24 protein-coding genes are annotated in these 24,175 nt (G+C 65.4%); 16 read left to right on the top strand and 8 right to left on the bottom strand.

Annotation, left to right across the window (positions count from 1 at the left end):
- Positions 1-2 precede the first annotated feature (2 nt).
- Together cobA and ACGYLY_RS09305 are read left to right on the top strand one after the other, a co-directional pair.
- The gene (cobA, locus tag ACGYLY_RS09310; RefSeq protein ID WP_395281927.1) at positions 3-830 is read left to right on the top strand and encodes a uroporphyrinogen-III C-methyltransferase; all 828 of its coding nucleotides are present in this window, start codon (positions 3-5) and stop codon (positions 828-830) included.
- Positions 830-1,855, top strand: a complete 1,026-nt coding sequence (locus ACGYLY_RS09305; RefSeq protein ID WP_395281929.1) for an anthranilate phosphoribosyltransferase — start codon at positions 830-832, stop codon at positions 1,853-1,855. The genes cobA and ACGYLY_RS09305 overlap by 1 nt, the downstream gene beginning before the upstream one ends.
- Here ACGYLY_RS09305 and ACGYLY_RS09300 read toward each other — a convergent pair whose 3' ends face one another.
- The 3 genes from ACGYLY_RS09300 to ACGYLY_RS09290 form a co-directional block, all read right to left on the bottom strand.
- Positions 1,856-2,524, bottom strand: a complete 669-nt coding sequence (locus ACGYLY_RS09300) for a bifunctional precorrin-2 dehydrogenase/sirohydrochlorin ferrochelatase (protein WP_395281930.1) — start codon at positions 2,522-2,524, stop codon at positions 1,856-1,858. It lies immediately after the preceding gene.
- A complete protein-coding gene (locus tag ACGYLY_RS09295; RefSeq protein WP_395281931.1) occupies positions 2,521-3,390 on the bottom strand; it encodes a DUF3891 family protein in 870 nt (289 codons plus the stop codon). The genes ACGYLY_RS09300 and ACGYLY_RS09295 overlap by 4 nt, the downstream gene beginning before the upstream one ends.
- 76 nt (positions 3,391-3,466) lie before the next feature.
- Positions 3,467-4,114, bottom strand: a complete 648-nt coding sequence (locus ACGYLY_RS09290) for a cupin domain-containing protein (RefSeq protein ID WP_395281932.1) — start codon at positions 4,112-4,114, stop codon at positions 3,467-3,469.
- 35 nt (positions 4,115-4,149) lie between these two features.
- Between ACGYLY_RS09290 and ACGYLY_RS09285 the strand changes: the two genes are divergently transcribed.
- Complete coding sequence (locus ACGYLY_RS09285; RefSeq protein ID WP_395281933.1) at positions 4,150-4,413, top strand: hypothetical protein; 264 nt, start codon at positions 4,150-4,152, stop codon at positions 4,411-4,413.
- 17 nt (positions 4,414-4,430) lie between these two features.
- Here ACGYLY_RS09285 and ACGYLY_RS09280 read toward each other — a convergent pair whose 3' ends face one another.
- Entirely contained in the window at positions 4,431-4,736 is a 306-nt protein-coding gene (locus ACGYLY_RS09280) for a cupin domain-containing protein (RefSeq protein ID WP_395281934.1), read from the bottom strand.
- Between the two features lie 115 nt (positions 4,737-4,851).
- Here ACGYLY_RS09280 and ACGYLY_RS09275 point away from each other — a divergent pair, with 115 nt between their 5' ends.
- Positions 4,852-5,235, top strand: a complete 384-nt coding sequence (locus tag ACGYLY_RS09275; protein ID WP_395281935.1) for a hypothetical protein — start codon at positions 4,852-4,854, stop codon at positions 5,233-5,235.
- 9 nt (positions 5,236-5,244) lie between these two features.
- On the opposite strand, the gene ACGYLY_RS09270 is transcribed toward ACGYLY_RS09275, so the two are convergent.
- Positions 5,245-6,936, bottom strand: coding sequence for a right-handed parallel beta-helix repeat-containing protein (locus ACGYLY_RS09270; RefSeq protein WP_395281936.1), 1,692 nt, complete (start codon positions 6,934-6,936; stop codon positions 5,245-5,247).
- 237 nt (positions 6,937-7,173) lie between these two features.
- On the opposite strand from ACGYLY_RS09270, the gene ACGYLY_RS09265 reads away from it, so the two are divergent.
- Both ACGYLY_RS09265 and ACGYLY_RS09260 read left to right on the top strand, forming a co-directional pair.
- On the top strand, positions 7,174-7,422 hold the full coding sequence (locus tag ACGYLY_RS09265; RefSeq protein WP_395281937.1) for a hypothetical protein: 249 nt from the start codon (positions 7,174-7,176) through the stop codon (positions 7,420-7,422).
- Positions 7,423-7,598: 176 nt separating this feature from the next.
- Positions 7,599-8,528, top strand: coding sequence for a DMT family transporter (locus ACGYLY_RS09260; protein ID WP_395281938.1), 930 nt, complete (start codon positions 7,599-7,601; stop codon positions 8,526-8,528).
- A gap of 55 nt (positions 8,529-8,583) precedes the next feature.
- Here ACGYLY_RS09260 and ACGYLY_RS09255 read toward each other — a convergent pair whose 3' ends face one another.
- Both ACGYLY_RS09255 and ACGYLY_RS09250 read right to left on the bottom strand, forming a co-directional pair.
- On the bottom strand, positions 8,584-9,603 hold the full coding sequence (locus ACGYLY_RS09255) for a bifunctional oligoribonuclease/PAP phosphatase NrnA (RefSeq protein ID WP_395281939.1): 1,020 nt from the start codon (positions 9,601-9,603) through the stop codon (positions 8,584-8,586).
- Between the two features lie 87 nt (positions 9,604-9,690).
- Positions 9,691-10,137 (bottom strand): ester cyclase, encoded by a 447-nt coding sequence (locus ACGYLY_RS09250; protein WP_395281941.1) that lies wholly within the window; start codon positions 10,135-10,137, stop codon positions 9,691-9,693.
- 206 nt (positions 10,138-10,343) lie between these two features.
- On the opposite strand from ACGYLY_RS09250, the gene ACGYLY_RS09245 reads away from it, so the two are divergent.
- The 10 genes from ACGYLY_RS09245 (at position 10,344) to ACGYLY_RS09200 (ending at position 23,371) form a co-directional block, all read left to right on the top strand.
- Positions 10,344-11,372, top strand: a complete 1,029-nt coding sequence (locus tag ACGYLY_RS09245) for a universal stress protein (RefSeq protein WP_395281942.1) — start codon at positions 10,344-10,346, stop codon at positions 11,370-11,372.
- A 211-nt stretch (positions 11,373-11,583) separates the two neighbouring features.
- The gene (locus tag ACGYLY_RS09240; RefSeq protein ID WP_395284127.1) at positions 11,584-12,939 is read left to right on the top strand and encodes a diaminobutyrate--2-oxoglutarate transaminase; all 1,356 of its coding nucleotides are present in this window, start codon (positions 11,584-11,586) and stop codon (positions 12,937-12,939) included.
- Positions 12,936-14,456 carry a pyridoxal phosphate-dependent decarboxylase family protein gene (locus tag ACGYLY_RS09235; protein ID WP_395281944.1) on the top strand — a complete coding sequence of 507 codons (1,521 nt, stop codon included), beginning with the start codon at positions 12,936-12,938 and terminating at the stop codon, positions 14,454-14,456. Before ACGYLY_RS09240 ends, ACGYLY_RS09235 begins: the two co-directional genes overlap by 4 nt.
- Positions 14,453-16,240, top strand: a complete 1,788-nt coding sequence (locus ACGYLY_RS09230) for an IucA/IucC family protein (protein WP_395281945.1) — start codon at positions 14,453-14,455, stop codon at positions 16,238-16,240. Before ACGYLY_RS09235 ends, ACGYLY_RS09230 begins: the two co-directional genes overlap by 4 nt.
- A complete protein-coding gene (locus ACGYLY_RS09225; protein ID WP_395281947.1) occupies positions 16,237-16,830 on the top strand; it encodes a GNAT family N-acetyltransferase in 594 nt (197 codons plus the stop codon). Before ACGYLY_RS09230 ends, ACGYLY_RS09225 begins: the two co-directional genes overlap by 4 nt.
- Positions 16,827-18,200, top strand: coding sequence for a lysine N(6)-hydroxylase/L-ornithine N(5)-oxygenase family protein (locus ACGYLY_RS09220; protein ID WP_395281948.1), 1,374 nt, complete (start codon positions 16,827-16,829; stop codon positions 18,198-18,200). Before ACGYLY_RS09225 ends, ACGYLY_RS09220 begins: the two co-directional genes overlap by 4 nt.
- A 2-nt stretch (positions 18,201-18,202) precedes the next feature.
- Entirely contained in the window at positions 18,203-20,056 is a 1,854-nt protein-coding gene (locus tag ACGYLY_RS09215) for an IucA/IucC family protein (protein ID WP_395281949.1), read from the top strand.
- 169 nt (positions 20,057-20,225) lie between these two features.
- The gene (locus tag ACGYLY_RS09210) at positions 20,226-21,302 is read left to right on the top strand and encodes a substrate-binding domain-containing protein (RefSeq protein ID WP_395281950.1); all 1,077 of its coding nucleotides are present in this window, start codon (positions 20,226-20,228) and stop codon (positions 21,300-21,302) included.
- 51 nt (positions 21,303-21,353) lie between these two features.
- Positions 21,354-22,343 carry an ABC transporter permease gene (locus tag ACGYLY_RS09205; protein ID WP_395281951.1) on the top strand — a complete coding sequence of 330 codons (990 nt, stop codon included), beginning with the start codon at positions 21,354-21,356 and terminating at the stop codon, positions 22,341-22,343.
- Complete coding sequence (locus ACGYLY_RS09200) at positions 22,340-23,371, top strand: ABC transporter ATP-binding protein (protein WP_395281952.1); 1,032 nt, start codon at positions 22,340-22,342, stop codon at positions 23,369-23,371. Before ACGYLY_RS09205 ends, ACGYLY_RS09200 begins: the two co-directional genes overlap by 4 nt.
- On the opposite strand, the gene ACGYLY_RS09195 is transcribed toward ACGYLY_RS09200, so the two are convergent.
- A complete protein-coding gene (locus tag ACGYLY_RS09195; RefSeq protein WP_395281953.1) occupies positions 23,328-24,146 on the bottom strand; it encodes a hypothetical protein in 819 nt (272 codons plus the stop codon). The two genes, ACGYLY_RS09200 and ACGYLY_RS09195, sit on opposite strands and share 44 nt — an antisense overlap.
- Between the last annotated feature and the right edge of the window lie 29 nt (positions 24,147-24,175).

The following is a 24,175-nucleotide window of genomic DNA, read 5'->3' as shown; positions in this document are numbered from 1 at the left end:
GTATGTACACTGGAACAGTCTATTTAGTCGGTGCAGGACCGGGCGACCCGGAACTGCTGACGGTAAAGGCGCGGAAACTGCTGGACGACGCGGACGTCGTCTGTCACGACAATTTAGCGGACGACCGAATCGTCGACTCCTGTCCCGATTCGACGGAGCGAATGTACGTCGGCAAACGGCCCGGCCCGGACGGCGAGCGGACGACGCAGGAGGAGATAAACCGCCTGCTCGTCCGATTGGCCCGCGAGGGAAAGGACGTGGTTCGACTGAAGGGCGGCGACCCGACGGTCTTCGGGCGCGGCGGCGAGGAGGCCGAACACCTCGCGGCCGCCGGAATCGACTTCGACATCGTGCCGGGCATCACGAGCGCGGTGGCCGCGCCGGGCGTCGCCGGGATTCCGGTCACACACCGCGAACACGCCTCCTGTGTCACCGTTGTCACGGGCCACGAGGACCCGACAAAGGCCGAAAGCGCCCTCGACTGGGACGCACTCGCTGCGACGGTTCGCGCGGGCGGGACGCTCGTGATTCTGATGGGCGTCCGCCGACTGCCGGACAACGTGGCCGCGCTGTGTTCGGCGGGCGTCCCGGAGGACACCCCCGCCGCGATGGTCGAACGGGCGACCCGCGAGGACGAGTTCACCGTGACGGGGACGCTCGACACCATCGTGGACCGGCGGGACGAGGTGGGTATCGAACCGCCTGCCGTCACCGTCGTCGGTGACGTGGTCTCGGTCCGCGACCGCGTGGTGGAGTATCTCGACGGAACGCCGTCCGTCGGCGTTCCGTCGTTCGCGGACGCCGTCGTCTCGGAGCGAGGTGTCGAGTGATGGGGCACGACTTTCGGGACCTCATCGGACACGTCGGTTCGGGGCCGAAGTCGGCCGACGACATGGACTACGAGCAGGCCAAATTCGCGTTCGGTGAAATCCTCTCCGGCGACGTCTCCTCCGTCGCGCTCGGCGGCTTTTGGGTGGCGAACCGCTGGAAACGGAATACGCCCGAGGAACTCGCGGGGTTCGTGGACGCGATGGTCGAGAAGACCGTCTCCGCCGCCCCGGACTGCGACCCGGTGGACTGCGGCGCGAACTACGACGGAAAATCGAGGACGGCCCTCCTCGGCGTCGCCTCGGGACTGGTCGCGGCGGCCGCCGGAACCCCCGTCGCCGTCCACAGCGGCGACCGCGTACCCATGAGCGACGGGTGTGCCTACCGGCACGTCCTCGACGAACTCGGCGTGGACACCGACCTCGACCCCGAAACGAGCGCCGACATGACCGACGAGGTGGGCTTCGGTTTCTACGACCAAGCGCGGTTCAACCCGGCCGTGGCCGCCCTCGAAGACGACAGGCGCGCCCTCGGCGTGCGGACGTTCGTCAACACCGTGGAAACCCTCGCCAACCCGGCGGAGGCGTCGGTTCACCTCGGGAGCTTCTTCCACACGACGTTCGGGGAGCGCGTCATCAACACGCTCTCGGAGAGTCGAACGCAGGAGATAGACCGCATCCTCATGTTTCAGGGATTGGAAGGCTACGACGACGTTCGACCGGGACACACGACGTACGTCGAGTGGGACGGCGCGGAAATCGAGACGGACCGACACGAGATGGCGTTCGACGGCGACGCCCTCGACGTGGACGACGTGCCGGGCGACTCGGCGCGAATCACCGAGGAGGTCCTCTCCGGCGAGGGCGATGGCGACCTCGCGGACGCCGTCGCGTTCAACGCCGCGCTCCGTCTGTACGCCCGCGGCGACGTGCAATCGATAGACGACGGCGTGGAACGAGCGCGTGACGTGCTCGCCGACGGGTCCGCCGAGGACCGACTCGTCGCGCTCCGACAGTTCGACGCTTGATCAGGTTCCGAGGACTCGATCCACGATTCGCTCCGCTTCTTCTCTCGCTCGTTTCTCGCTTTCCGCGTCCCAGACGGCGTCCGATTCGACGACCGCACGGACGGCGTTCCGGCGCTTCGTCGCGGAAATTTCCCGCCGTTTCAGGTCGTCCCGCAGGTCCGCCGTGACTGCGGTGACGGTTTCCGCACCGGCCACTACGGGTTCGATTCGCCTCCGGAGTTCGCGGCTCACCGCGGGACTCCGCCCGCCGGTTCCGACGGCGACGACCACGTTGCCGTCGCGGGCCGTGGCCGGAACGACGACGCTTCCCGCGTCGCGTCCGCCACTTTCGTCCGTCCGGTTCACCAGCGTTCCGCGCTCTCTCGCCGCCCGCTCGATCGCTTCGTTCAGCGCCGCGTCGTCCGTCGCTGCAACGACGAGCGCGGGCGCGGCGTCGTCGAACCACGTTTCGGCGTCCGCCGGGTCGATGGCGGCTTTGACGAGCGAGACGCCTCCGTTCCGTTCGTCGGTTTCGTCCTCGGAGAGCGATTCGAGTTCGTCCGCGAATCCCGTCGCGACGACGAGGACGTCCGCCTCCCGAGCGAAACGGCGAGCCTTTCGGTAGCCGACCCGGCCGCCGCCGAAGACGAGGACGCGTTCGTCTCGAAAGTCGTGTAACAGCGGAATCATCGATGGAGGGTAAACTCGATCGTCTCGTGGTCCCCGGCGTAGTACTCCCGGAGGAGGGCGGCGTCGCTGTCGTACTCCCCGTTCGAGACGATTCTCGCGGGCACGGATACGGTGAGCGGCGACTCGTCGAACGGGTACGGATCGAGTCGGAACTCGTCGTCGCCGACGGGCGTCACCGTCATCGATACGTCCTCGTCGTCCGCCGATTTCGGCACCGAGTCGATGGCCGTCTCCTCGGGCCACTCGCTGGTGCAGAGGACGAGCGACAGGAAATCCCAGACTTGTAGGAGTTCGTAGTTCCGCCACAGCTCGCTTTCGGTTCCCTCGGGCGGTTCGCCCTGCTCGTGGATCGCGGTGAGGAGGTCCACGTCGGCGTCCGAAAGTCGCTCGCCGTCGTCACGCCCGTCATTTTCCTCACTGTCGCCCGACTCGTACAACCCGTCGGCGAGTCGTCGCTGTCGCCGCTCCTCGCGGTCCACGAACTCCTCGAAGGCTGGCGGCGTGTCGGGCCACGACGACGACAGGCCGTAGCGACGGCGGCGGAGGCCGGACCCGTGCATGGACGCCACGAGTCCGGCGTACTCGTTCAACTCGACGATGCCGTCGATACCGTCGTCGTAGAACGTCACCCACGCCTCCGCCGGAACGCTGAGGAAGTCGACGATGTCGCCGTCTTCGAGGTGGGGTCGCCGGTCGTACTCCCACCACCCGTCGTCGTGGGTGTCCGCCGCGAGGACCATCGCGGCGTAGGGGTCTGGTCGGTCGAACGTCTCGTTCCCCCAGTGTTCGGCGAACTGCCCGGCCACCTTCGCGTGGTCGGGTTGCGTGATGAACCGGTAGTGGTCCTCCGCGTCGGCGAGTATCATGGCCCGGAATTGGTCCGGAACCGGGATAAAAGCGCGTGCCGACCCGCGACGGGCGAGTCGGCTTCGGTTTCTCGATTTACTCCGTGTCGGCGTCGGGACCGATGGTGAGGACGGCCGTGCCGAACGGTTCCAGCGGTTTCTCGAACGTCGATGTCAGTTCGTCGTTCGGGAAGATGCCGAGGACGTGCGCTGTCTCGGTCCCCACGTTTCGAATGCTGTGCGGGGCTTCGACGGGCACGAGCGCGATTTCTCCCGCCGTCAGTTCCGCCGTCGTCTCTCCGACCGTCGCTTCGACCGTTCCGGCGGTCACGTGGAGCAACTCCTCGTTGCTGTCGCGGTGCGTCGGGAGGTAGTTTCCGGGTTCGAGTTCGATGCAGACCATCATCAGGTCCTCCCCCGAAACGTCCCCCGCACCCGGCGTCCCCGGAGAAAGCGGGAAGTAGCCCCGAAGTCGCGCGTGTTCGTCCCCTTCTTGCCATACGTCCCTTCCCTCGAACTGGTAGAGTCGGACCGGTCGTAGGTCCTCGTCTCGCGATTGTACTGCCATGGTTTCCCCTCTCGTCGTCGCTCGCGGTGGGTCACGCGGAACGAAAAAGCCGCGATGTTCGTACCCACTCGACGCTAGGCGCATTTCGACCATCACCCTTTCGTCGGGCAGTTCCCCGACAGTAGACGGCGAGTAGGCGGTCGCTATCACCTCGCTACCGTCCGGTACGGACCGCATACTCTTGCGGCGAAGGCTCGTGCTGTGAACGAGCGATGACTCCAGAGACGCCATCGAACCGCTCGGGATCGACCGACGACTGTTCGCGCTGTCGAGACGACGCCGTGCTTCGCGTCGTCCGCACCGAAATCGACGCCGGTGTGACATCCGGGCGATCGTCCGCCGACTCCGCGACGGTCTGTCGGGACTGTTTCGCCCGCCTTCGCGCCGACCCGGACGCGTCGTTCAGCAGCCTGTTCGAATCGGGGTCGGACGATTCTCGCGCCGCGCGACGGTTCATCAAGATCGAGCGCCTGTAGTCCCTCGTTCCATTCGATCAGTACTCCGGCGGCACGTAGAGGTTGACCGTTTCGAGCGGCGCGTCGCCCGTGTTCGTGATTTCGTGTGTTTCGCGCTCCTCGATACACACGAGGTCGCCCGGCGAGAGGTCGACCGACTCCCCGTCCACGGTCGCCTCGCCGGTTCCCGAAGCGACGAACAGCCACTGCTCGCTCTCCTCGTGTCTGTTCTCCGGTCCGCCGGTGGATTGGCCGGGCGACAGCACCATCGAGGCGGCCTGCGCGCTCTCCGTTTCGAGCAGCACGTCGAACCAGCCACCGGTTTCCGTGGTCGTCCGTTTCATACCTTCCGTTCGTCCTCCACCGCCAGAAACGTTCGGGGCTCTGGGGAGCGTTCGGGATTCTCCGAGACGTTCGACCACTCGTCGGTTTATGCTCGCGCGGAACCTCTAGTACGGCATGCCAGCACGGGAAGACGCACGAAATGCGGGTGGAGGCGGGTTGCTGTCGGTACTCTATCGGCTTCGGCGCGGGGATTCGGTGACGGTCGGCACCGACACCGGAACGCTCCGAACCCCGCGGGAGTTCACCGTCGAACGGGTCGCGGAGGAACGGACGGCGCGGGACGGGGAAATCTACTATCGGGTCCACCTGCGAGGTTCGCGGGACGGCCACTACGTGTTGATGCCCGAGAAACCGCAGGGCAAGGGCGTTCACGTCCCGCCGGAGTTGTTCTACCAGCACCCCACCGACCGCGACAGGTGGGACGAACCCGAGGAGGAAACCGAAGGGAGCGTCGTCTTCCTTCGCCTCACTGCCGGAGCGCCCGCGGCGGACGAGTAGGGCCGAAACTCAGGCCGGTTCGACGAACACGTCCACCGTCGAGTCCGGCGACGCCACGGTGAGTCGCACCGCGTCGAAATCGCCGTCGTTCGCGGTGCGGTAGGAGACGCCGCGAACCCCGCCGCCGACCCGCCCGAACGAGAGTTTCGGCCGCGTGGCGTACGGTTTTTCGAACTCCACCGTCGCGCGTCCCGACCCATCGACGCTCACTCCGCGGTGGACGTCGAAAGCGGGGGTGTGGTCGCGGACGCGCGACGTCGTGCTTCGGATGTGCCACGGGTGTTTCGCGTCCGACCAGTTCCCGTCGTAGAGGTTGTGCGCGCCGTTACCCTCCACGATCGCCGGGCCGCCGCTGCGGTAGATTCGGTTGTGCCGGACGAGGTTCTTCTCGCTTTGGATCAACATCCCGGCCTCGTGACCCTTCCCGGCCGCGAATCCGCGGACGTGGTTGTCGCTGATTTCGTGGAACGTATCACCGCCCGCCGCGAGGATGCCGACCCGTTCGAGGTCCCGGAATCGGTTCCCTTCGACGGCGACGTACCGCGCCCCTTCGAGGATGATGCCCGTCCGGCCGGTGCCGGAAACCGTGTTTCGGGCGACGACGCCGTCCTCCGCACCGGCGATCCTGATGCCGTCGCTCGCCACGTTTCGAATACGGTTTCGCGAGACGACGAAATCCGATATCCCCTCGCTGACGTTGATTCCCCGGCCGCCGTAGCCGTACAGGTCGTTGTCCACCGCGGTGACGTGTTCGGCGCGCTCGATGTCGAGCGAGATCCCCGAGTAATCGTCCCGCCGTTCCTGTACGCTGACGTTCCCGTCGATTCGGACGTTCCGGACCGTCCCCTCGAAACCGAGGTGGCAGAACGACTTGTGGTGGCCGAACCCGAGGTTGTCGGAAATGACGACGTAGCCGCCGCCGTCCGTCAGGTCGTCGCCGCCCATGCCGACCAGACTCCCTTCAGGGTTGTTCCCCAGCACGTTCCCGATGACGGCGATGTTTCCCCCTTGGCGGTGGCGTCCGTTCCGCCACACGTCACAGGAGATCGAGCGGTCGAGGCCGTCCGTGACGACGTTTCGAGCGACGACGACCCTCGTTCCCCCGACCTGTATCCCCCTGTCGCCGATGTCCTCGATTCGGTTGCCGACGATCCGAACGTTCCGACTCGCGGGTTCCGCGCTGATGCCGCTCCCGCCCGTGCTGTGTTCGTGGTACGGGTGGGTTCGGGTCACGTAGTTCCCCGCGAGCGTGACGTCCTTTGCGTCCTTCACGACGATGCCGTGGCAGAGCTTCGTGAAGATGCTCTGTTCGTCGGGATTGCCGTCGAAGCCGATGCCCCGAATCGTGACGTTCGAGCAGTGGCGACGGTGGCCGACGCGAAACCCGCCGGCGTTGGCACTTGGGGCCGATTTTATCAGCGTCCGCACGCCCGGTCCGACGACGGTCACGTCGTCCGCGTCGATGTCGAGCCATCCCGTCGTCCGGTACGGCGCGTTTTTCGCCGTGATGAGGACCGTCTCGCCGGACGAGAGGTTTTCGAACGTCGATTCGAGTTCGTCCGTCGTGGTGACGACGGAGTCGGCAATCGTTCGCATTCGTCGCGTGTCGTTCGCGCGGCCGTCGCCCGCGCCCCACCCCGTGAGCGCGAACGCAAGCCCAGCGGTTCCCCCCAGTACCCGTCGCCGTGGAATGTCAGGCATTCTCCACGATACGGACGACGCCGAACACCCACTGATTTGTGGCCGAGAACGACACTATCTCCACGACGAACCGCGACGGTCCACGACATGCAACAGGGAAACGAGACGACACATCGCCAATTTTATTGAAAAAGTCCCAAACGATAGGCAGTAGGGCCTCAATTCTTTTGAATGAGTACGGAGTAATCTCGCTTGTATCGTGCGATAGAACAAACACGGGTACAACGGAAGGTAACTATGTCCACACAACGCCATTCCCCGCGCGGCGCGGCGAGTACGCGCCCGAGCGACGACCGTTACGCGGTCGTCGTCATCACGAAAGCGGAAGGGATGGAGGTCGTTCTGCACGGGCTTCGGAAGCAACGCGCGGAACGAATCGCGACCCGGAAGAACCGAAACCGGGACGAATCGACGAACGTCCAGCCCGTACCGGAACGGGAACTGGAACAACGTAGTGACGACCTGAACTGTCCCGAAAACCACTGATCGTTGCGATACAGGACGATGGTGTGCCGTCTACACCGTCGTCGTTTTTTTAGAGCACACACGTTCCGATCAGTTCTGACCCCTGACCGTTTGCTCCGGTCATCCCTTCTCCTGACCTACCGGTCACCCTCGTCCGCGTCATCACCGCTTTATCCGTCCGTCCTGTCGGGACGAACGTGCCCAGTTCCCGCTCCGGTTTCGTCGCCGCGCTGTTCGCGTACGTCGCATTGGCGTGGGGCGGCTCCTACGTCGCCATCTCCGTCGGCCTGCACAACCTCCCGCCGGTGTTCTTCGCCGCGAGTCGCCTCGACATCGCGGCCGTCGTCCTCGTCCCGTCCGTCGTTGCGTGGTACGACGACTGGCGGCCGAAAACGACCGGCGATTGGGTGACCGTCTGCGCCGCGGGGTTGTTTGTCGCCGCCGGGACGAACGCCTTCCTGTTCCTCGGACAGGAGTCCACGCCGAGCGCAGTTGCGGCCGTAGTGTTCGCGCTCAACCCCATCTTGGCGACGCTGTTCGCGTGGCTGTTGTTGCCGAGCGAGCGACTGTCTCCCCTCTCCGCTTTCGGGGTCTGCCTCGGCATCCTCGGCGTCGCCATTATCGCCAATCCCGACCCGGATACACTCCTCTCCGCGCGCGGAATCGGCCCGTGGATACTCCTCTGCGGTGCCGCCTGTCTCGGGTTAGGGACCGTCCTCACCCGACGGTTCGAGACGACGCTGCCGACGCTCGTGACGACCAGTTGGGGCCTCCTCCTCGGCGGCCTCTTCCTCCACGCCGTGAGCTACGGCCTCGGCGAGCGGGTTTCGACCGCGTGGGGTTCCACGCTCCTGCTCTCGGTCGCCTACCTCGGAATCGTCGCAACCGCGGGAGCGTACTCGGCGTACTTCGAACTCATCTCGCGAATCGGCGCGGTTCGCACGGCGCTCGTTTCCTACGTGGTCCCCGTCGTCACCGCGATCGCGGGATGGGTCCTCGTCGGCGAGACGATAACCCTACACACCGTCGCCGGATTCCTCGTCATCGCCGTCGGATTCGCACTGACGGAGCGGCGGACGCTCCTCTCGGGGCTTCGTAAGGGCGGCGGGACGGAAACGGACGCGTGAAGCTCCTCGGGCGGAGTGACCACACGCGTTCGAGCAAGTGTCGGTAGCGTCCTAATCAGTCCTCTTCGAGCGCGAGCGCCCCGAAGAAGCGGTCCGCGACGATTTCGAAGAGGCGCTCGTTTATCACGGCCGAATCCATGTCGGTGTCCGCGAAGATGCCGAGCGATAGCTGTCCGCCCGCTCGGTCCTGATGGCCGCCCGCGGTGCCGAACTCGGAGAACGCATCATGGAGTATCATCCCGATGTCGATACGGGGGTCGAACGAGCGGGCGCTCAGCCAGAGGTCGCCGTTGACCACCCCGATGACGAGCACCGTCCGGATGCCTTCGAGTCGGAGGAGGTAGTCGGCGGCCTGCGGAAGCGCGCCGCTGTCTGGCGTCTGGCCGATGCTGGAAACGAGGACGGACCCGCGCATCGTTCGGTGGTGGATGGCCCGTCCGACGGCGTCCAGCGTCTCCGGCGTGAGCGACGACCCGTACACCTCCTCGATGAGGTCGACGTCCGCGTACGGAAACAGGTCGAGCGCGGCTTGGTAGTCGAGTCGAGTCGGATAGCGAATGTCGTCCAGCCGTTCCCGATGAATGGCGAAGAGCAACGCGGAGGCGACCAGTTCCGGTGGATCCTCGCTCTCGTTGGTGACGTACTCGGCCATAATCGCGGCCGTGGAACCGTACTCGGCCCGCGTGTCGACGAACGCGGCGTCCGATTCGCCGGGCGGTTCCACGTTGTCGATGACGACGTCCGCCGTGACCGCGGGCGGAATCTCGACTTCGGTGCCGGAAATCGAATGATCGACGAAGGCCACGAGGTCGTACTCCTCGAGGGAGGTTTCGTCGATTTCGTGCAGTTCGATGTCGAAAATGCCGATGAACGAGCGAATCTCCTGATGGGTGATGTGGCCCTGGTAGAAGATGGCGGTGTCGTCCACGCCGTTTCGGGTGGCGATCCATTCGAGCGCGAACGCGCTCGCAAGGCAGTCCGGGTCCGGTTGGTAGTGACAGACGATAGCGAGCGAGTCAGTGTCCTCCAGTACGGCTTCGAGTTCGTCGGCTTCTTCGACGGCTACTTCTCCCATTCTCTCCCCCATGTACCCACCTACGTGTGTGTGAAACAGGAAGTTGCCGGTTGGTTTCACCCTCGAACGGAAAAATGAACGCTTCGGTCAGTCGGAGAGTTCGGTCAGTTCGTCCGGCGTCGGAACGATGCCGAGTTGTTGCATCATCCCCAGCATGTCCCAGTTGGCCCACGTCTCCGCGATTTGGCCGTCTCTGACACGGTGCATCGCGAGGCCGGTCATCTCGAACGTCTCCCCCGTCGGTTCGTGGCCGACGAACTCGCCCTCGTGAGTGCCGGTTTCGGTGCCGCGGAACACGACCAAGTCGCCCTCGCCGATCATCTCCTCTATCTTCACTTCCGAATCGGGGAACGCCTCCCCGACCATCCGAATCATCTCCTTGAACTCGTCCGCTCCCTGCGCGCCGTCCGGCGCGTCGGGGTCGTACCGGACGTAATCCTCCGTGAGCAGTTGGTCCGCCACGGCCTCGTTCCCCTCGTTGACGAACTCGTTGATGAGTCGGCTGACTGTCTCCTTGTTTTCGTCCACTCCCATGTGTTTCCCCCGAGACGGGGTACGTCGGCGAGGTACAAAATGTTGTTCGGGAAGTAACTCTTCCGGAGTGCCGTCTCGCGACAGCCGGTGTCACGTCGGTTGGGGACGGAATCCGCGGATTCCGTCCCCCGTCGGGAAAATCCAACGCCGCACTCCGCATGGGGGAGCGCTGCTGTATTGATGTGTCTGCCGAGCGTATCTCCCCCATGGTCCCGAGTCCGTTCGACGACGGATGCATAGCAGTAGAATCGTCCGACCGACTCGTGACGGACGGTGGGACGGGAGACGCCCCCGAAACCGAGGGCGCGTTCGTGCTGGACGACTCGGAGATGGGTGAGAGAGGAGGCGAGCGATATCGAATCCTCGTTCCCATCCTCGATTCCGATGCCGACGAACGGGAGGAACACGACGTCGAACGACTGCTACGAGCGGCGGCGGCGCTCGCTCGGACGCGCGACGGCGAGGTTCATCTCGTCAACGTCGTCCTCTTCCCCGAACAGACGCCGCTCAGTCACGTCGCGGAGGAGTCGCAGGTCGAGAGCGCCCGGGACGACGTCACTCGACTTCTCGACCGGACGGCCGAGGAGGGGGTCGAACGCGTATCGGGGGGAAGCGTCTGTCTCGCACATAGCGAGACGCGGGCGCTGCTCCATCTCCTCGACGAACGCGGATACGACGCGGCGTTTCTCGGGACGCGGGATACGTCCTCACAGCGACGGCGACTGTTTCGCGGAGACACGGTCGAGCGACTCCTCGCCGATGCGGCGTGCGACGTCTACGTCGAACGGTTCGGCGTGGAACCGTACGTCGAGGAGTTGGGGTCGGCGACCGACCGGATGGAGCGACTCCTACTGGCGGTCGCGGACAGCCCGCACTCCGACCTCGCGGGGGAGATGGCTCGCGCGTTGGCGCTGGACACGCCCGCGCGAATCGACGTCGTTCATTGCGTACCCACGGACGCGACCGAACCGGCCATCGAAGCGGCGATTGGGCTCGTGGAAGGGGTTGCGAGGGACCTACGCGACGTGGCCGAGACGGGAACGACCATCGTTCGAACTGAAAGCGCCCCGGAGGAGGTGATTCATCGGTCGAACAACTACGACCTCACCCTTCTCGGCGCACCCCGGGAAGGCCTCCTCCAGCAGTTCATCTACGGGTCGCTTCCCGAACGGGTTCGACTGGGTTCGAAAAATACGGTATTGATGGCCCGGCGCGCTCCACGTCGCGCACGCTGAAACGCGTGCCATCTCCTGAAAAATCTCGAATTCACATATTAATATTGATTCATGCTGTCTGAAAAGTACTATCGCGCAACGATTTAGGCGTGCCTAAAAACCGGAGCTTTTACGTTGTTTTAGGCCGGCCTAAATCATGTATGCAGCCATGGAAGCCCCATCAGACACGGAGAGCGACGGCTATACGACTCGATTCGATAGGAGGAAGACGATGAGTCGCCCCGAGAGCGAACGACTGCTCGCGAAGCAGGCGCGCCGCGAATCGAACGCCCGGACCTATCCCCGACACCTCCCGCTGGCCATCGAGCGGGCGGAAGGGGTTCGCGTCGAGGACGTGGACGGGACGGAGTACTACGACTGTCTCGCGGGCGCTGGCACCCTCGCGCTCGGACACAACCATCCGGTCGTCGTGCAGGCCATCGAGGAGGTGTTGGACGCGAGCGGTCCGATACACACGCTCGACATCGCGACGCCGACGAAGGACGCCTTCGTGGACGAACTGTTCGGGAGTCTCCCCGACGAGTTCGCCGACTCAGCGCGCGTGCAGTTCTGTAGCCCCGCGGGAACGGACGCCATCGAGGCGGCGCTGAAACTCGTCAAAACTGCAACAGGGAACCGTTCCACCCTCGCGTTTCAGGGCGGCTACCACGGCATGACCCACGGCGCGCTGGGACTCATGGGCGACACCGACCCGAAGGACGCCATCCCGGGGACGATGCCCGATGTGCATCACCTGCCGTATCCGTACGACTACCGCTGTCCGTTCGGCATCGGCGGCGAGGACGGCCACCGAACGTCGAGTCGATACATCGAACGCCTGTTGGACGACCCGGAGAGCGGTATCACTGACCCCGCCGGAATGGTGCTCGAACTCGTGCAAGGGGAGGGCGGCGCGATTCCCGCACCCGACGAGTGGACCCGCGAGGTTCGGCGTATCACCCGCGAACGCGACATCCCCCTGGTCGTGGACGAAATCCAGACCGGCCTCGGCCGGACGGGCGAAACCTACGCCTTCGAACACGCCGACATCGTTCCGGACGTTGTAACGCTCTCGAAGGCCGTCGGCGGCGGACTACCCCTCGCAGTCGTCGTCTACGACGAGTCGCTCGACGTGTGGGAACCGGGCGCGCACGCCGGGACGTTCCGCGGCGACCAGTTGGCGATGGCCGCCGGACGGGCGACCATCGAATACGTCCTCGAAAACGACCTTCCCGCACGCGCCGAACGGATGGGAAAGCGCCTTCGAAACCACCTCGAAGAAACCGCGGAGACGTTCGATTCCGTCGGCGACGTTCGCGGCCGCGGCCTGATGCTCGGGGCCGAAATCGTGGACCCGACGGCGGAACCGGACGAACTCGGTAGCTACCCCGTCGCACCGGACCTCGCATCGGCCATCCGCGGGGAGTGTTTCGACCGCGGCCTCATCGTGGAACTGGGCGGCCGACACGGCGGCACCGTCCGGTTCCTTCCCCCGCTCGTCGTCACGAAGGACGACGTCGACGCCATCGCGGAACGGTTCCACGACGCGGTTGCGGCCGCAGTCGAGCGCGAGGTGATGACGGCATGACGCACGCCGACGCGGATAGAATCGGGAGACGGGCGAACGCGGACTCGTTGTTCCTCGGCAGCGACGAGGGGGACGACGCCTACCGGCGGGCGATGGCGAAAGCGATCGCCGCCGTCCTCGATTCGGCCGGCGGCGGCGAGAAGCCCTACTCCGGGCAGTCGCCGGAATCGCTCCGGGAACTGTTCGAGGACGAACGGATGATTCCCGAAGACGGGGTAGGCCTCTCGGCTGCCATCGAGGCCGCCGAACCGATACTCCGACACTCGGTCGACGTCTCGAACCCGACCTGTTTCGCCCACCTCCACTGTCCTCCCCTGGTACCGGGATTAGCCGCGGAGGCGATGCTCTCCGCGACGAACCAGTCGATGGACTCGTGGGACCAGAGTCCGGCGGCGACGATGCTCGAAACGCGGATGGTCGAGGAACTCTGTTCGCTCTTCGGCTACGACGCCGACACGGGTGACGGGGTGTTCACCAGCGGCGGCACGCAGTCCAACTTCCTCGGACTGCTGCTCGCCCGCGAGCGGTTCGCCGAGGGGCGCTTCGGCACCGACGTTCAGCGGTCGGGCCTCCCGCCGCGCGCGAAGGCGATGCGAATCCTCTGTTCGGAGGAGGCACACTTCACGGCCGAACAGGCCGCCGCCCACCTCGGTCTGGGGGAGAACGCCGTGACGACCGTCGAAACCGACGAGAACCGACGGATGTGTCCGGACGCGCTCGATCGAACCCTGTCGGACCTCCACGAGCGGGAACTGGTCCCGTTCGCCCTCGTCGGCACCGCCGGGACGACGGACTTCGGGAGCATCGACCCGCTCGCCGAACTCGCCGACCGGGCTGACGAACACGACCTGTGGTTCCACGTCGATGCGGCCTACGGCGGCGCGCTGGCCGCGAGCGAGCGCCACCGCGGCCGTCTCTCGGGAATCGAGCGCGCGGACTCCATCGCCGTCGATTTCCACAAACTGTTCTATCAGCCCATCAGCTGTGGAGCATTCTTGCTCCGCGACGGCTCGCGGTACGAACACATCGCGCGAAACGCCTCCTACCTCAATCCCGAGGGCGACAACGCGCCGAACCTCGTCGCCAAATCCACCCAGACGACGCGTCGCTTCGACGCGCTCAAACCGTACCTCACGTTCCAAGCCGTCGGGCGGAGCGGACTGGCCGCGCTCATCGACGGCACCATCGACCTCGCCGACGACGTCGCGGCCCTGCTCTCGGAGGACGATTCGTTCGAACTGGTGACCGAACCGTCGCTCAACGCGGTCGTGTTCCGTTATCGTCCGCACGACGACCTGTCCGACGACCTGCTGGGGTGGATAAACGAGGCGATACGCGAGTCGTTGCTCCGGGAGGGTGAGGCGGTCCTCGCTCGAACCGAGGTCGATGGCGTCTCCGCGCTGAAGTTCACCCTCCTCAACCCGCGGACGACGCTCTCGGACGTCGCCACCGTCCTCGACACGCTCGAACGGCGCGGCGATTCCCTGTGTGCCGTCTCGCCGGAGGTGAGTCGATGATTCCCCCGAACGCGACGGACGACCCCGACGCCGTGGCCGCCGCCGCGACGACGCACGCCTTCCTCAACTCGTATCTCCGCGAAACGGACGACTACGAAGTTGTCGAGGATTCCTCGGCGGAGTCCGGGAACGCGATTCGGTTCGAACTGTCGGCCGTCGGCGTCGAAGTCGTCGTTCCGCTTTCGTACCGTTCCCCCACAGGTCGCCACCTGTTCGACCTCCCGACGCGGTTCCGCGCGGGCGGCGAGTGGACGACGCTCGACTACGCCACGCTGGCGTCGCTCGTCGTCAAGGACCTGTCGCAAAAGCGGGCGGATGACCACGCCGACGAGTTCCTCGCCCGGGTGCTGTCGAGCAAGCAAGCGACGGGGCGGTTCGTCGAAGCGCGCGCCGACGACCTCGATAGGCTGTACGGCACCGACTTCGAGTTCGCCGACGCCGAACAGTCGCTCGTCTTCGGCCACCTGCTCCACCCGACGCCGAAGAGCAGGGAGGGAATCGCGGCCCGCGACGCGCCGACGTACGCCCCGGAACTGCGCGGGTCGTTCCCGCTCCACTACTTCCGGGCGTCCCCGGACATCGTCGCCCACGATTCGGCGCGCGGCGAAAGCGCGACCGAGTGGGTGAAATCCGAACTGCGCGAGGACCCGACCGTCCCCGAGTCGTTCGTCGCGGAACACGTCGAGAGCGAGGACGCGCTGATTCCGGTTCACCCGTGGCAGGCCGAACACCTGCTCCGAAAACCCTTCGTGGAGTCGCTGTCGGAGAACGGCGAACTCGACTATCTCGGCCCGCGCGGACGGGAGTACTTTCCAACGTCGTCAGTTCGAACGCTATACAGTCCGGAGTCCTCGTTCATGATGAAGGGGTCGCTCGCCGTCACCATCACGAACTCCGAGCGGACGAACAAGCGGCCCGAACTGGAGCGCGGCGTCGCCATCACTGAACTCATGGACACGGAACTGGGGGACGAATTACGGTCGCGATTCCCCGACTTCGACGTGGTGCGCGACCCGGCCTACTTGACGGTCGAAGCGGGCGACGGAGCGGAATCCGGGTTCGAAGCCGTCCTGCGCGAGAACCCGTTCCGCGGCGACGATGCGAGGAACTCGACGCCCGTCGTGGGCCTCTGTCAGGACTCGCTGTCCGGCGGGAACTCGCGGCTCGCCAACGTCGTCGAGGAGATCGCGGAGCGGGAGGACCGGTCCACCGCCGCGGTGAGTCGTGACTGGTTCGGGCGGTACCTCGCCGTCTCGATTCGGCCGGTGCTGTGGTTCTATCTGACACATGGCGTCGGGTTGGAAGCACACCAGCAGAACAGCGTGCTGACGCTCGAAGACGGCTATCCCGACGAGTTCCGGTACCGTGACAATCAGGGTTATTACTTCGTCGAATCGACGCAGGACGGGGTCGAGGAGTTCCTCCCCGGCGTCGCCGAGCGCGCGGACACGCTCGTTTCGGACGAACTGGCCGACGAGCGAATCCGCTACTACGTGATCCTGAACAACGCGTTCGGGGTGGTCAACGCCTTCGGCTGTGCCGGACTCGTGGACGAACGCGCGTTGCTCTCGCTCCTGCGCGAGGAACTGGAATCGCTCGCGGAGCACGAGCGCGAGGAGTCCTCGCTGGTGTCGAGCCTGCTCGGGGAGCGACGAATCGCCTGCAAGGCGAACCTGCTGACCCGGTTCCACGGCATGGACGAACTGACCGGCACGCTCGAAAACCAGTCGGTCTACTCTGACATACGCAACCCGCTCGTGACGGAATTGGAGGTGAAACCATGACCGGCCCGGCCGGAATCGTCGCGTCGGACTACGAGTTTCAGACGCGGGACGCGGCGGTGGAAAAGACGATTTCGTTCCGGCAGGCGACGATGGACCGGGACCTCGGCCGCCTCCACCGCTGGCTGAACGAACCTCACGTCCTGCCCTACTGGCAGTGGGACGACCCGCTTCCCGAGTTCAGACGGGGACTCGCGGAAAAGCTGGCTGACGGACACCAGACGCTCTACGTCGGCCACCTCGACCACGTTCCGATGAGCTACTGGGAATCGTACTGGGCCGCGGACGACGACCTCGCGGGCCACTACGATGCGAGACCGACGGACCAAGGAATCCATCTGCTCATCGGCGTTCCGGAGTTCCTGGGCCACGGCTACGCGAAACCCCTGCTCCGAGCCATGACGGCGTTTCAGTTCCGCCACGACGAAACCGAGCGCGTCGTGACGGAACCCGACGTTCGCAACGAGAAGGTCATCTCCGTCTTCGAGGCATGTGGGTTCGAACCCCGAGACGAGCTTTCGTTGGACGAGAAGGACGCCCTGCTGATGGTCTGTGAGCGCGAGCGGTTCGAGTCGGAGGTGTGGGGTCGATGATTGACGACCCCTCGACGGACGACATCTACGACGTGGTCGGGGTCGGCCTCGGGCCGTTCAACCTCGGCTTGGCGGCGCTGTTGGAGGACACGGAGAGCGACGCGCTGTTCCTCGAACGGAAACCCGAATTCGAGTGGCACGGCGGGATGCTCATCGAGGACGCGACCCTCGAAGTGCCGTTCCTCGCCGACCTCGTCACGCTCGCCGACCCGACGAGCGAGTACACTTACCTGAACTATCTCCGGGAGACGGACCGTCTCTACGAGTTCTACTTCTACGAGACGTTTCAGGTGCCCCGGCGGGAGTACGACGACTACTGCAAGTGGGTCGCCGAGGCGCTCGGCAACACGGCGTTCAGTCGCCGCGTGACCGACGTTCGCTACGACGAGGAGCGGGAGGAGTTTCACGTCACCGCCCGCGACCCGGAAAGCGGCGAGACGGTCGAGTGCCGGGCGGAGAACGTGGTGGTCGGCGTCGGAAGCGTCCCGCGGATTCCCGAGGCGCTACAGGGCCATTCGAGCGAGGACGTGTTCCACACCGCCAGCTACCTCGACCGCAGGGAACGCTGTCTCGACGCGGAGGCCATTACGGTCGTCGGGTCGGGCCAGAGCGCCGCCGAGGTGTTCTTGGACCTGCTGAAACGCCGACCCGAGGCGGGCTACCGACTCGACTGGCTCACGCGCTCGGAGGGCTTCTTCCCCATGGAGTACTCGAAACTCGGCCTCCAGCACTTCACGCCCGAGTACACCGAGTACTTCTACGACCTGCCACAGGAGCGAAAGGACGCGATTCTGCCCGAGCAGGACCTGCTGTACAAGGGAATCGACCCCGAAACGAGCGAGGAAATCTACGACCTGCTGTACGAGCGCTCCATCGGCGACGCCGACCCGGACGTCGGTATGCTCGCCACGACCGAAGTCGAGGACATCGAGGCGGCGGACGACGGCTACCGCCTGACCTGCGAACAGTGGCAGGAAGGCGAACGCTTCGCCCACGGGAGCGACGTGGTAATCCTCGGAACCGGGTATCACCGCCCGAAGCCGTCCTTCCTCGCCGGAATCGAGGACCGAATCGCACGCGACGCGAAGGGCCGACTTCGCATCGACGAGAACTACGAAATCGAGTTCGGCGGTGAGGGCCGACTGTTCGTCCAGAACGGCGGCCTGTACAGCCACGGCGTCGGGACGCCCGACCTCGGATTGGGCTGCCAGCGGAACGCGGTCATCGTCGAGTCGCTGCTCGGCGAGGAACGGTATCCGACCGACGAGGACACCGTCTTTCAGGATTTCTCCGTCGAGCGGTTCTGCTCGAAATCCCCCGAAAGCGAACGACTGGACGACGAACACGCGACACCGACACAGGAGGACTGACGATGCAACCCACGACAACACAGGATTCCAACGACGATATTCACGGCAACGGCACCGACAACACCGACAGCAGTATCGAACACGAAGCGCTTCGGGACGCGCTCGCACCCGAAATCTGGGAGACGGTCGGTCGGCGACTGCTGGCGAAGATGCTGGCGGAGTTCGGCTACGAGGAACTCATCGCGCCCCGGCGAACCGAGGACGGCTACTTCCACCTCGGCTTGTCGGACGGCGTCGAGTACCGGTTCGAGGCCGACGAACGGCTGTTCGACTGGCGGAGCGTCCGCCCCGATTCCGTCGAACGCCGGGAGTCCGGCGACTGGGAACCGGCGAGCGACCCCGTCGAGTTCCTGCTCGACGCACAGGAGACCATCGGCGTCTCTGACATGACCGCCGGACACCTGATTCGGGAGTACCGCAACACGATGCTCGCCGACGCCCACATCGAGGCGAACGCCCGCGACGGCGACAGGGACCTCACGTCGCTCGACTACGCGGAACTCGAAGGCGAGATGACCGGCCACCCGTGGATAACCTACAACAAGGGACGCCTCGGTTTCGGCTACGACGACTACCTCGACTACGCGCCGGAACGGAAACGGCCCGTGACGCTCTCGTGGGTCGCCGTCTCCCGCGAGCGGGCCAGTTTCAGCGCCGTCTCCGACCTCGACCACGAGTCGCTCGTCGAGGGCGAACTCGGCGACCGGTACGATGTGTTCCGCGCGAAACTCGAATCGAAGGGCCTCGACCCGGACGACTACTACTTCCTGCCGGTCCACGAGTGGCAGTGGGACGGCAGCATCGTCCAACTGTTCGCCGATGAAATCGCGTCGAACGCCATCGTCCCGCTCGGTGACGGGCCGGACGAGTACCTGCCCCAACAGTCGATTCGGACGTTCGTGAACGTGGACGAACTGGAGCGCCACCACGTCAAACTCCCGCTGCGCATCCTCAACACGCTCGTCTACCGCGGACTGCCGGGCGAGCGAACCGAAGTCGCGCCGATAGTCACGGAGTACATCAAGGAAATTTACGAGGACGACGAGTTCCTCCGCGAGGAGTGTGACCTGATTCTGCCCGGCGAAATCGCGGGGCTGAACTACGACCATCCGGATTTCTCGCGACTCGACGGGTCGGCGTACCAGTACGACGAACTGCTCGGCTGTGTCTGGCGCGAGAGCATCTACACCTTCCTCGACGGGGACGAGAAAGCCGTCACGCTGTCGTCGCTCATGCACGTCGAAGACGGGACGCCGTACCTCGAATCGCTCGTGGAGGAGTCCGGCCTCTCGATGGAGGAGTGGCTGGACGAACTGTTCGAGACGGTGCTCCCGCCGTTGCTTCACTACCTCTATCGCTACGGGACGGTGTTCTCGCCCCACGGCCAGAACACGATGTTGGTGTTGAAAGACGGACGGCCACACCGCCTCGCGGTGAAGGACTTCGTGGACGACGTGAACGTCAGCGACCAACCGCTGCCGGAACTTCAGTCGCTCCCGGACGAACTCAGTGCGGTGCTGCGAACCGAACCGCCCGAGGGACTCTGTCAGTTCATCTTCTCCGGCCTGTTCGTCTGCGTCTTCCGCTACGTCGCCGACGCGCTGGCAACGCACTCGGACTACTCGGAGGAGCAGTTCTGGAGAGGCGTTCGGGAAGCAATCGAGGCGTATCAGACCGAGTTCCCGGAACTGGAAGATCGGTTCGAACTGTTCGACCTGCTCCGCCCCGAGTTCACGAAGCTCTGTCTCAACCGGAACCGCCTCCTCGATTACGGCTACGAGGACGCCGACGGCCGTCCGCACGCCTCCGAACACGGGACGGTTCCCAACCCGCTCTACGAGGTGGTGAACCGCTAGGCCGAGAATCCCGTCCCGTATCGCTTCCGTCGGCGTCCCTGTTCTCCCCATGCCGTTCCCATACTTTCCCAGAAATCAGTAGTTTTCACCGCCGTTGGACGCCGTTTCCCGGCGAGTACGAGGGCCACCACAACCGTTATATGCCGAACGATATAACGGTATTCTATCGATGGAGAACCCTCCGACGATACCGCGCCGCCGGTTCCTCAACGGCGCGGCGGCGACCGGTGCGCTGGCGCTCGCCGGGTGTACCGCGAGCGACGACGGTGGAACCGGGAAACCGGGTTCGACCGACGGGTTCACGTCCCCCGGAACGAACTCGTCCGGTTCGACGGAACTCTCCGGCACGATGACTATCTTCCACGCCGGAAGCCTCTCCGCGCCGTTCGGGGACGTCGAAACGGAGTTCGAGTCGAACCACGACGTGCAGGTCAACCGCGAGGCGAAGGGGTCCGTCGGTTCGACGAAGAAGATAACCAACCTCGGCCGGTCGGCCGACGTCCTCGGCGTCTCCGACTACCGGCTCATCCGCGACATGATGGTGCCGGAGTACGCGGAGTGGTACGCGGTGTTCGCCACCAACGCGATGACCATCGCGTACACCGACGAGGCCACCGGCGCGGACGAGATTTCACCGGACAACTGGTGGGACATCCTCCTGCGGGACGACGTGACGTTCGGCCACTCGGACCCTGCCGTAGACCCGAACGGCTACCGGTCGGTGATGACGATGCAACTCGGCGCGATTCCGTTCGAGGGGGAAACGCTGTTCGACGGGACGACTTCGAAAAAGCTCATCGAGAAGGCGAAAATCCCGTCGGGGACCGAGACGGACCTCCTCAGTCAGCTCCACTCGGGCGAACTCGACTACGCGTGGGAGTACCAGTCCGCGAGCGCGAGTCACGACGTGAACACCGTCGACCTGCAACCGGCCGTCGACCTCTCGAAAGCGAGCGCGAAGTACGACGAACACTACGCGAAGGCGGAGGTGCAGGCCGGCGGCGAGACGTACACCGGCGCACCCATCGCCTACGGCGTCGCCGTTCCGGAGAACGCGACGGACGCCGACGCGGGCGACGCGTGGGTCGAATACCTCATCACGAAGCCCGGGCGAAAGATACTGACGGACAACGGCTTCGAACCCGTCGACCCGGCGGTGGTGCCGAAGGACACGACGGACGCCGTTCCGAAGGGCGTCGTGGCCAACGCGGAAGCGAGGACGTCCATCGGCCCGCTCGAACTATAGGGAAACCGTTTGAAGAATGGCGATGCGTACACGGAAACGAATCGAGAACACATGAGCGATTCCAACTACGAAGGGGGCGAGTATCGGGCGCATCCGACGGCGATGCTCGGCCGCGGGTCGGTCGTGCTGGCCGTCCTGACGGTGCAGGCGCTCGCGTTCGGGGCGTTGTACGTGCTCGGACGGCCGACGCTGTACGTCGGGGTCGCGCTGTGTAGCGCGGCGGTGCTGGGATGGCGGGCGAACGACGGGTGGTTCGGCGTGGCCAGCGCGACGTTCGGCGTGGTCCTCCTGCTCGCGCTCGGCATGCCCATTGCCATGTTCGTCGCGCGCCAAAACCCGTCCCTCATCGTGGAGACGGCGAGGTCGCCCGACGTGCAGACGATGCTGTTTCTCACCGTCTACGGGCCGCTGCTCGCCACGATCGTGGCGCTCCTCTTCGGAATCCCGCTCGCGTATCTCCTCGCCCGCGGGTTCACCGGACAGGAAATCGTGGAGAGTCTGGTGGATTTGCCGCTCGTGGTTCCCCACTCCGTCGCGGGCATCCTCGTCCTGTTCGGCTTCGGGAAACGCGGCCTCTTCCCGAGCATTTCGGTGCTGACGACCCTGACCGGGATGGTGCTGGCGCTGACCTTCGTGAGCGCGCCGTTCGCGGTCAACACCGTCCGCGAAGCCTTCGAATCGGTCGATTCCCGCCTCGAATACGCCGCCCGGAGCCACGGCGCACCGCCGTTCGAGACGTTCCTGCGGGTGCAACTGCCGCTCGCGTCCCGCGGCGTCGTCACTGGCGGCGTCCTCGCATGGGCGCGGGGCGTCTCGGAGTTCGGGGCCGTCGCCGTCGTCGCCTACAGCGTCAACTTTTTCAATCCGTTCACGGGCACCGAAACCGTCTCCCAACACGCCCCGGTGTTCTTTTTCAACACGTTCACGTCGTCCGGACTGGACGATGCGAGCGCCGTCGCGTTCGTCCTCCTCGTGCTCAGCGCGGGTATCTTCCTCGTCGTTCGACTGCTCACTGGTAGCGACTCGGGGAGCGTGCTATGAGCTTCGATATCGACATCGACGCGACGTTCACCGCGGAGGGAACCGACCCGTTCGACCTCGACGCCGAACTGTCGGTCGAAACCGGCGAAACACTCGTCGTCCTCGGACCGAGCGGGAGCGGCAAGACGCTGCTCCTCGAAACGGTTGCGGGGTATCACGACCACGACGGGCGCGTCTTCTTCGACGGACGGGACGTGACGGACGACCCGCCGGAGGAGCGCTACTTCGGCTTCGTCTTTCAGGACTACGCGCTGTTTCCGCATCTCACCGCGCTGGAGAACGTCGAGTTCGGCGCTCGATACCACGCCGACGCGCTCGACGCGAAGTCGGTCCTCGCCGACCTCGGCGTCGCGGACCTCGCCGACAGGCGGCCTCGAACGCTTTCGGGCGGGGAGGCACAGCGCGTCGCGCTCGCGCGCTCGCTCGCCATCAACCCAAAGGCGCTGCTGTTGGACGAACCGCTGTCGGCGCTCGACGTGCCGACCCGCGAGGAACTCCGCGACGACCTCCGGGACCTCATCGCCGACGTCACCTCGATTTACGTCACCCACAACCGGACGACTGCGCGGGCGCTCGCCGACAGAATCGCCGTCGTGCGCGACGGCCGCATCGTCCAACTCGGCTCCGTCGAGGAGGTGTTTCATCGCCCGGCGACGCCCTTCGTCGCGTGGTTCACCGGGTCGAACTGCCTCCCCGTCGCGGTCCTCCCGGACGAGGCGGTTCCCCGACCGTCCGCGACGCACGTCGCCATCCGACCCGAGTTCGTGGAACTCGATGAGACGACGGAGACGATGTCGGCCGCCGTCACCCGCGTCACGCCGCGGGACGGCGACGACCGAGTCACGCTCTCGCTCGGCGGCGAGGAGGTGACCGCGTTCAGTTCCCGACCGTTGTCGCCGGGCCAAACGGTCGCTGTGTCGCTCCCGGCGAACCGCTGCTGGGAAATCGAGGACGGGGTCGCCGAGAACCCGCGCGAACGCCCGCTCAGCCGTGAACGGCCGCCGCGCCGAGAAAGCCGACGCCAATGAATCCGAACACGAGCAGGGCGTACGTCTCGACGAGCGCCGCGTCCTCCCCGCCGGGCATCACGACGGTGAGGAAGGCGGCGAAGCCGAGGAAGAACAGACCGAAGGCGGCCAACGCGTAGCGAACCGTCGGGTTAGGTCGCTCGAAATCGGGAGGCTCGGCCTCGACCGCCGCCGAAAACACCGGCTCGGCTTCGGTCGCCGCGTCGCTCGGGAGGACGAGGAATCGCGGGGTGATGATGTTCGCGGCACCCGAGACGTACGAAAACCAGTGGACGGTGAGGGTGCCGAGTCCGAACCGGCGGACGCCTGAGAGTCCGTCGAGCGGAACCTCGCGGCCGCGGTAGGTCATCGTCCGCTCCTCGGCGTCGATGTCGCCCGTCGATTGGAGCGCCGAGACGAGGACCGCCGGCAGCGTGATGAACCCGAGGAGGAACAGGAACCCGCGGACGCCGCCGAATCCGTGGCTCACCGAGAACACGACGGCCCCGAACAGCGAGGCGACGAACAACCAGCGCGATTCGAGGTGTTCCAGTCGCTCGTCGTCCTCGAACAGCGGGCGCAGGTGCGTCAGCCAGACGAACGCGGAAAAGAGGAATACGACGACCAGAACTCCGGTTATCAGCGGGTTCCCCTGTAACACCAGCGTCGCCGAGACGAAAGCCGCGAGCACCCACATTCCCCCGGCGACGCCGAGCGAGCAGTAGGTCAGCACCCGAAGGAGTCGCGAATCGGCGAGTTCGAACGACCACCCGATTCGACGCGTAGCGGCCGACATGTTTTCGAATTCGAGTCAAAGAATCATTA

It is taken from the genome of Haladaptatus sp. CMAA 1909 (genome assembly GCF_043952005.1).
Taxonomy (GTDB): Archaea; Halobacteriota; Halobacteria; order Halobacteriales; family Haladaptataceae; genus Haladaptatus.
Note: the sequence above shows the minus strand (reverse complement) of the source record. Positions and strands in the feature narration are given on the sequence as shown.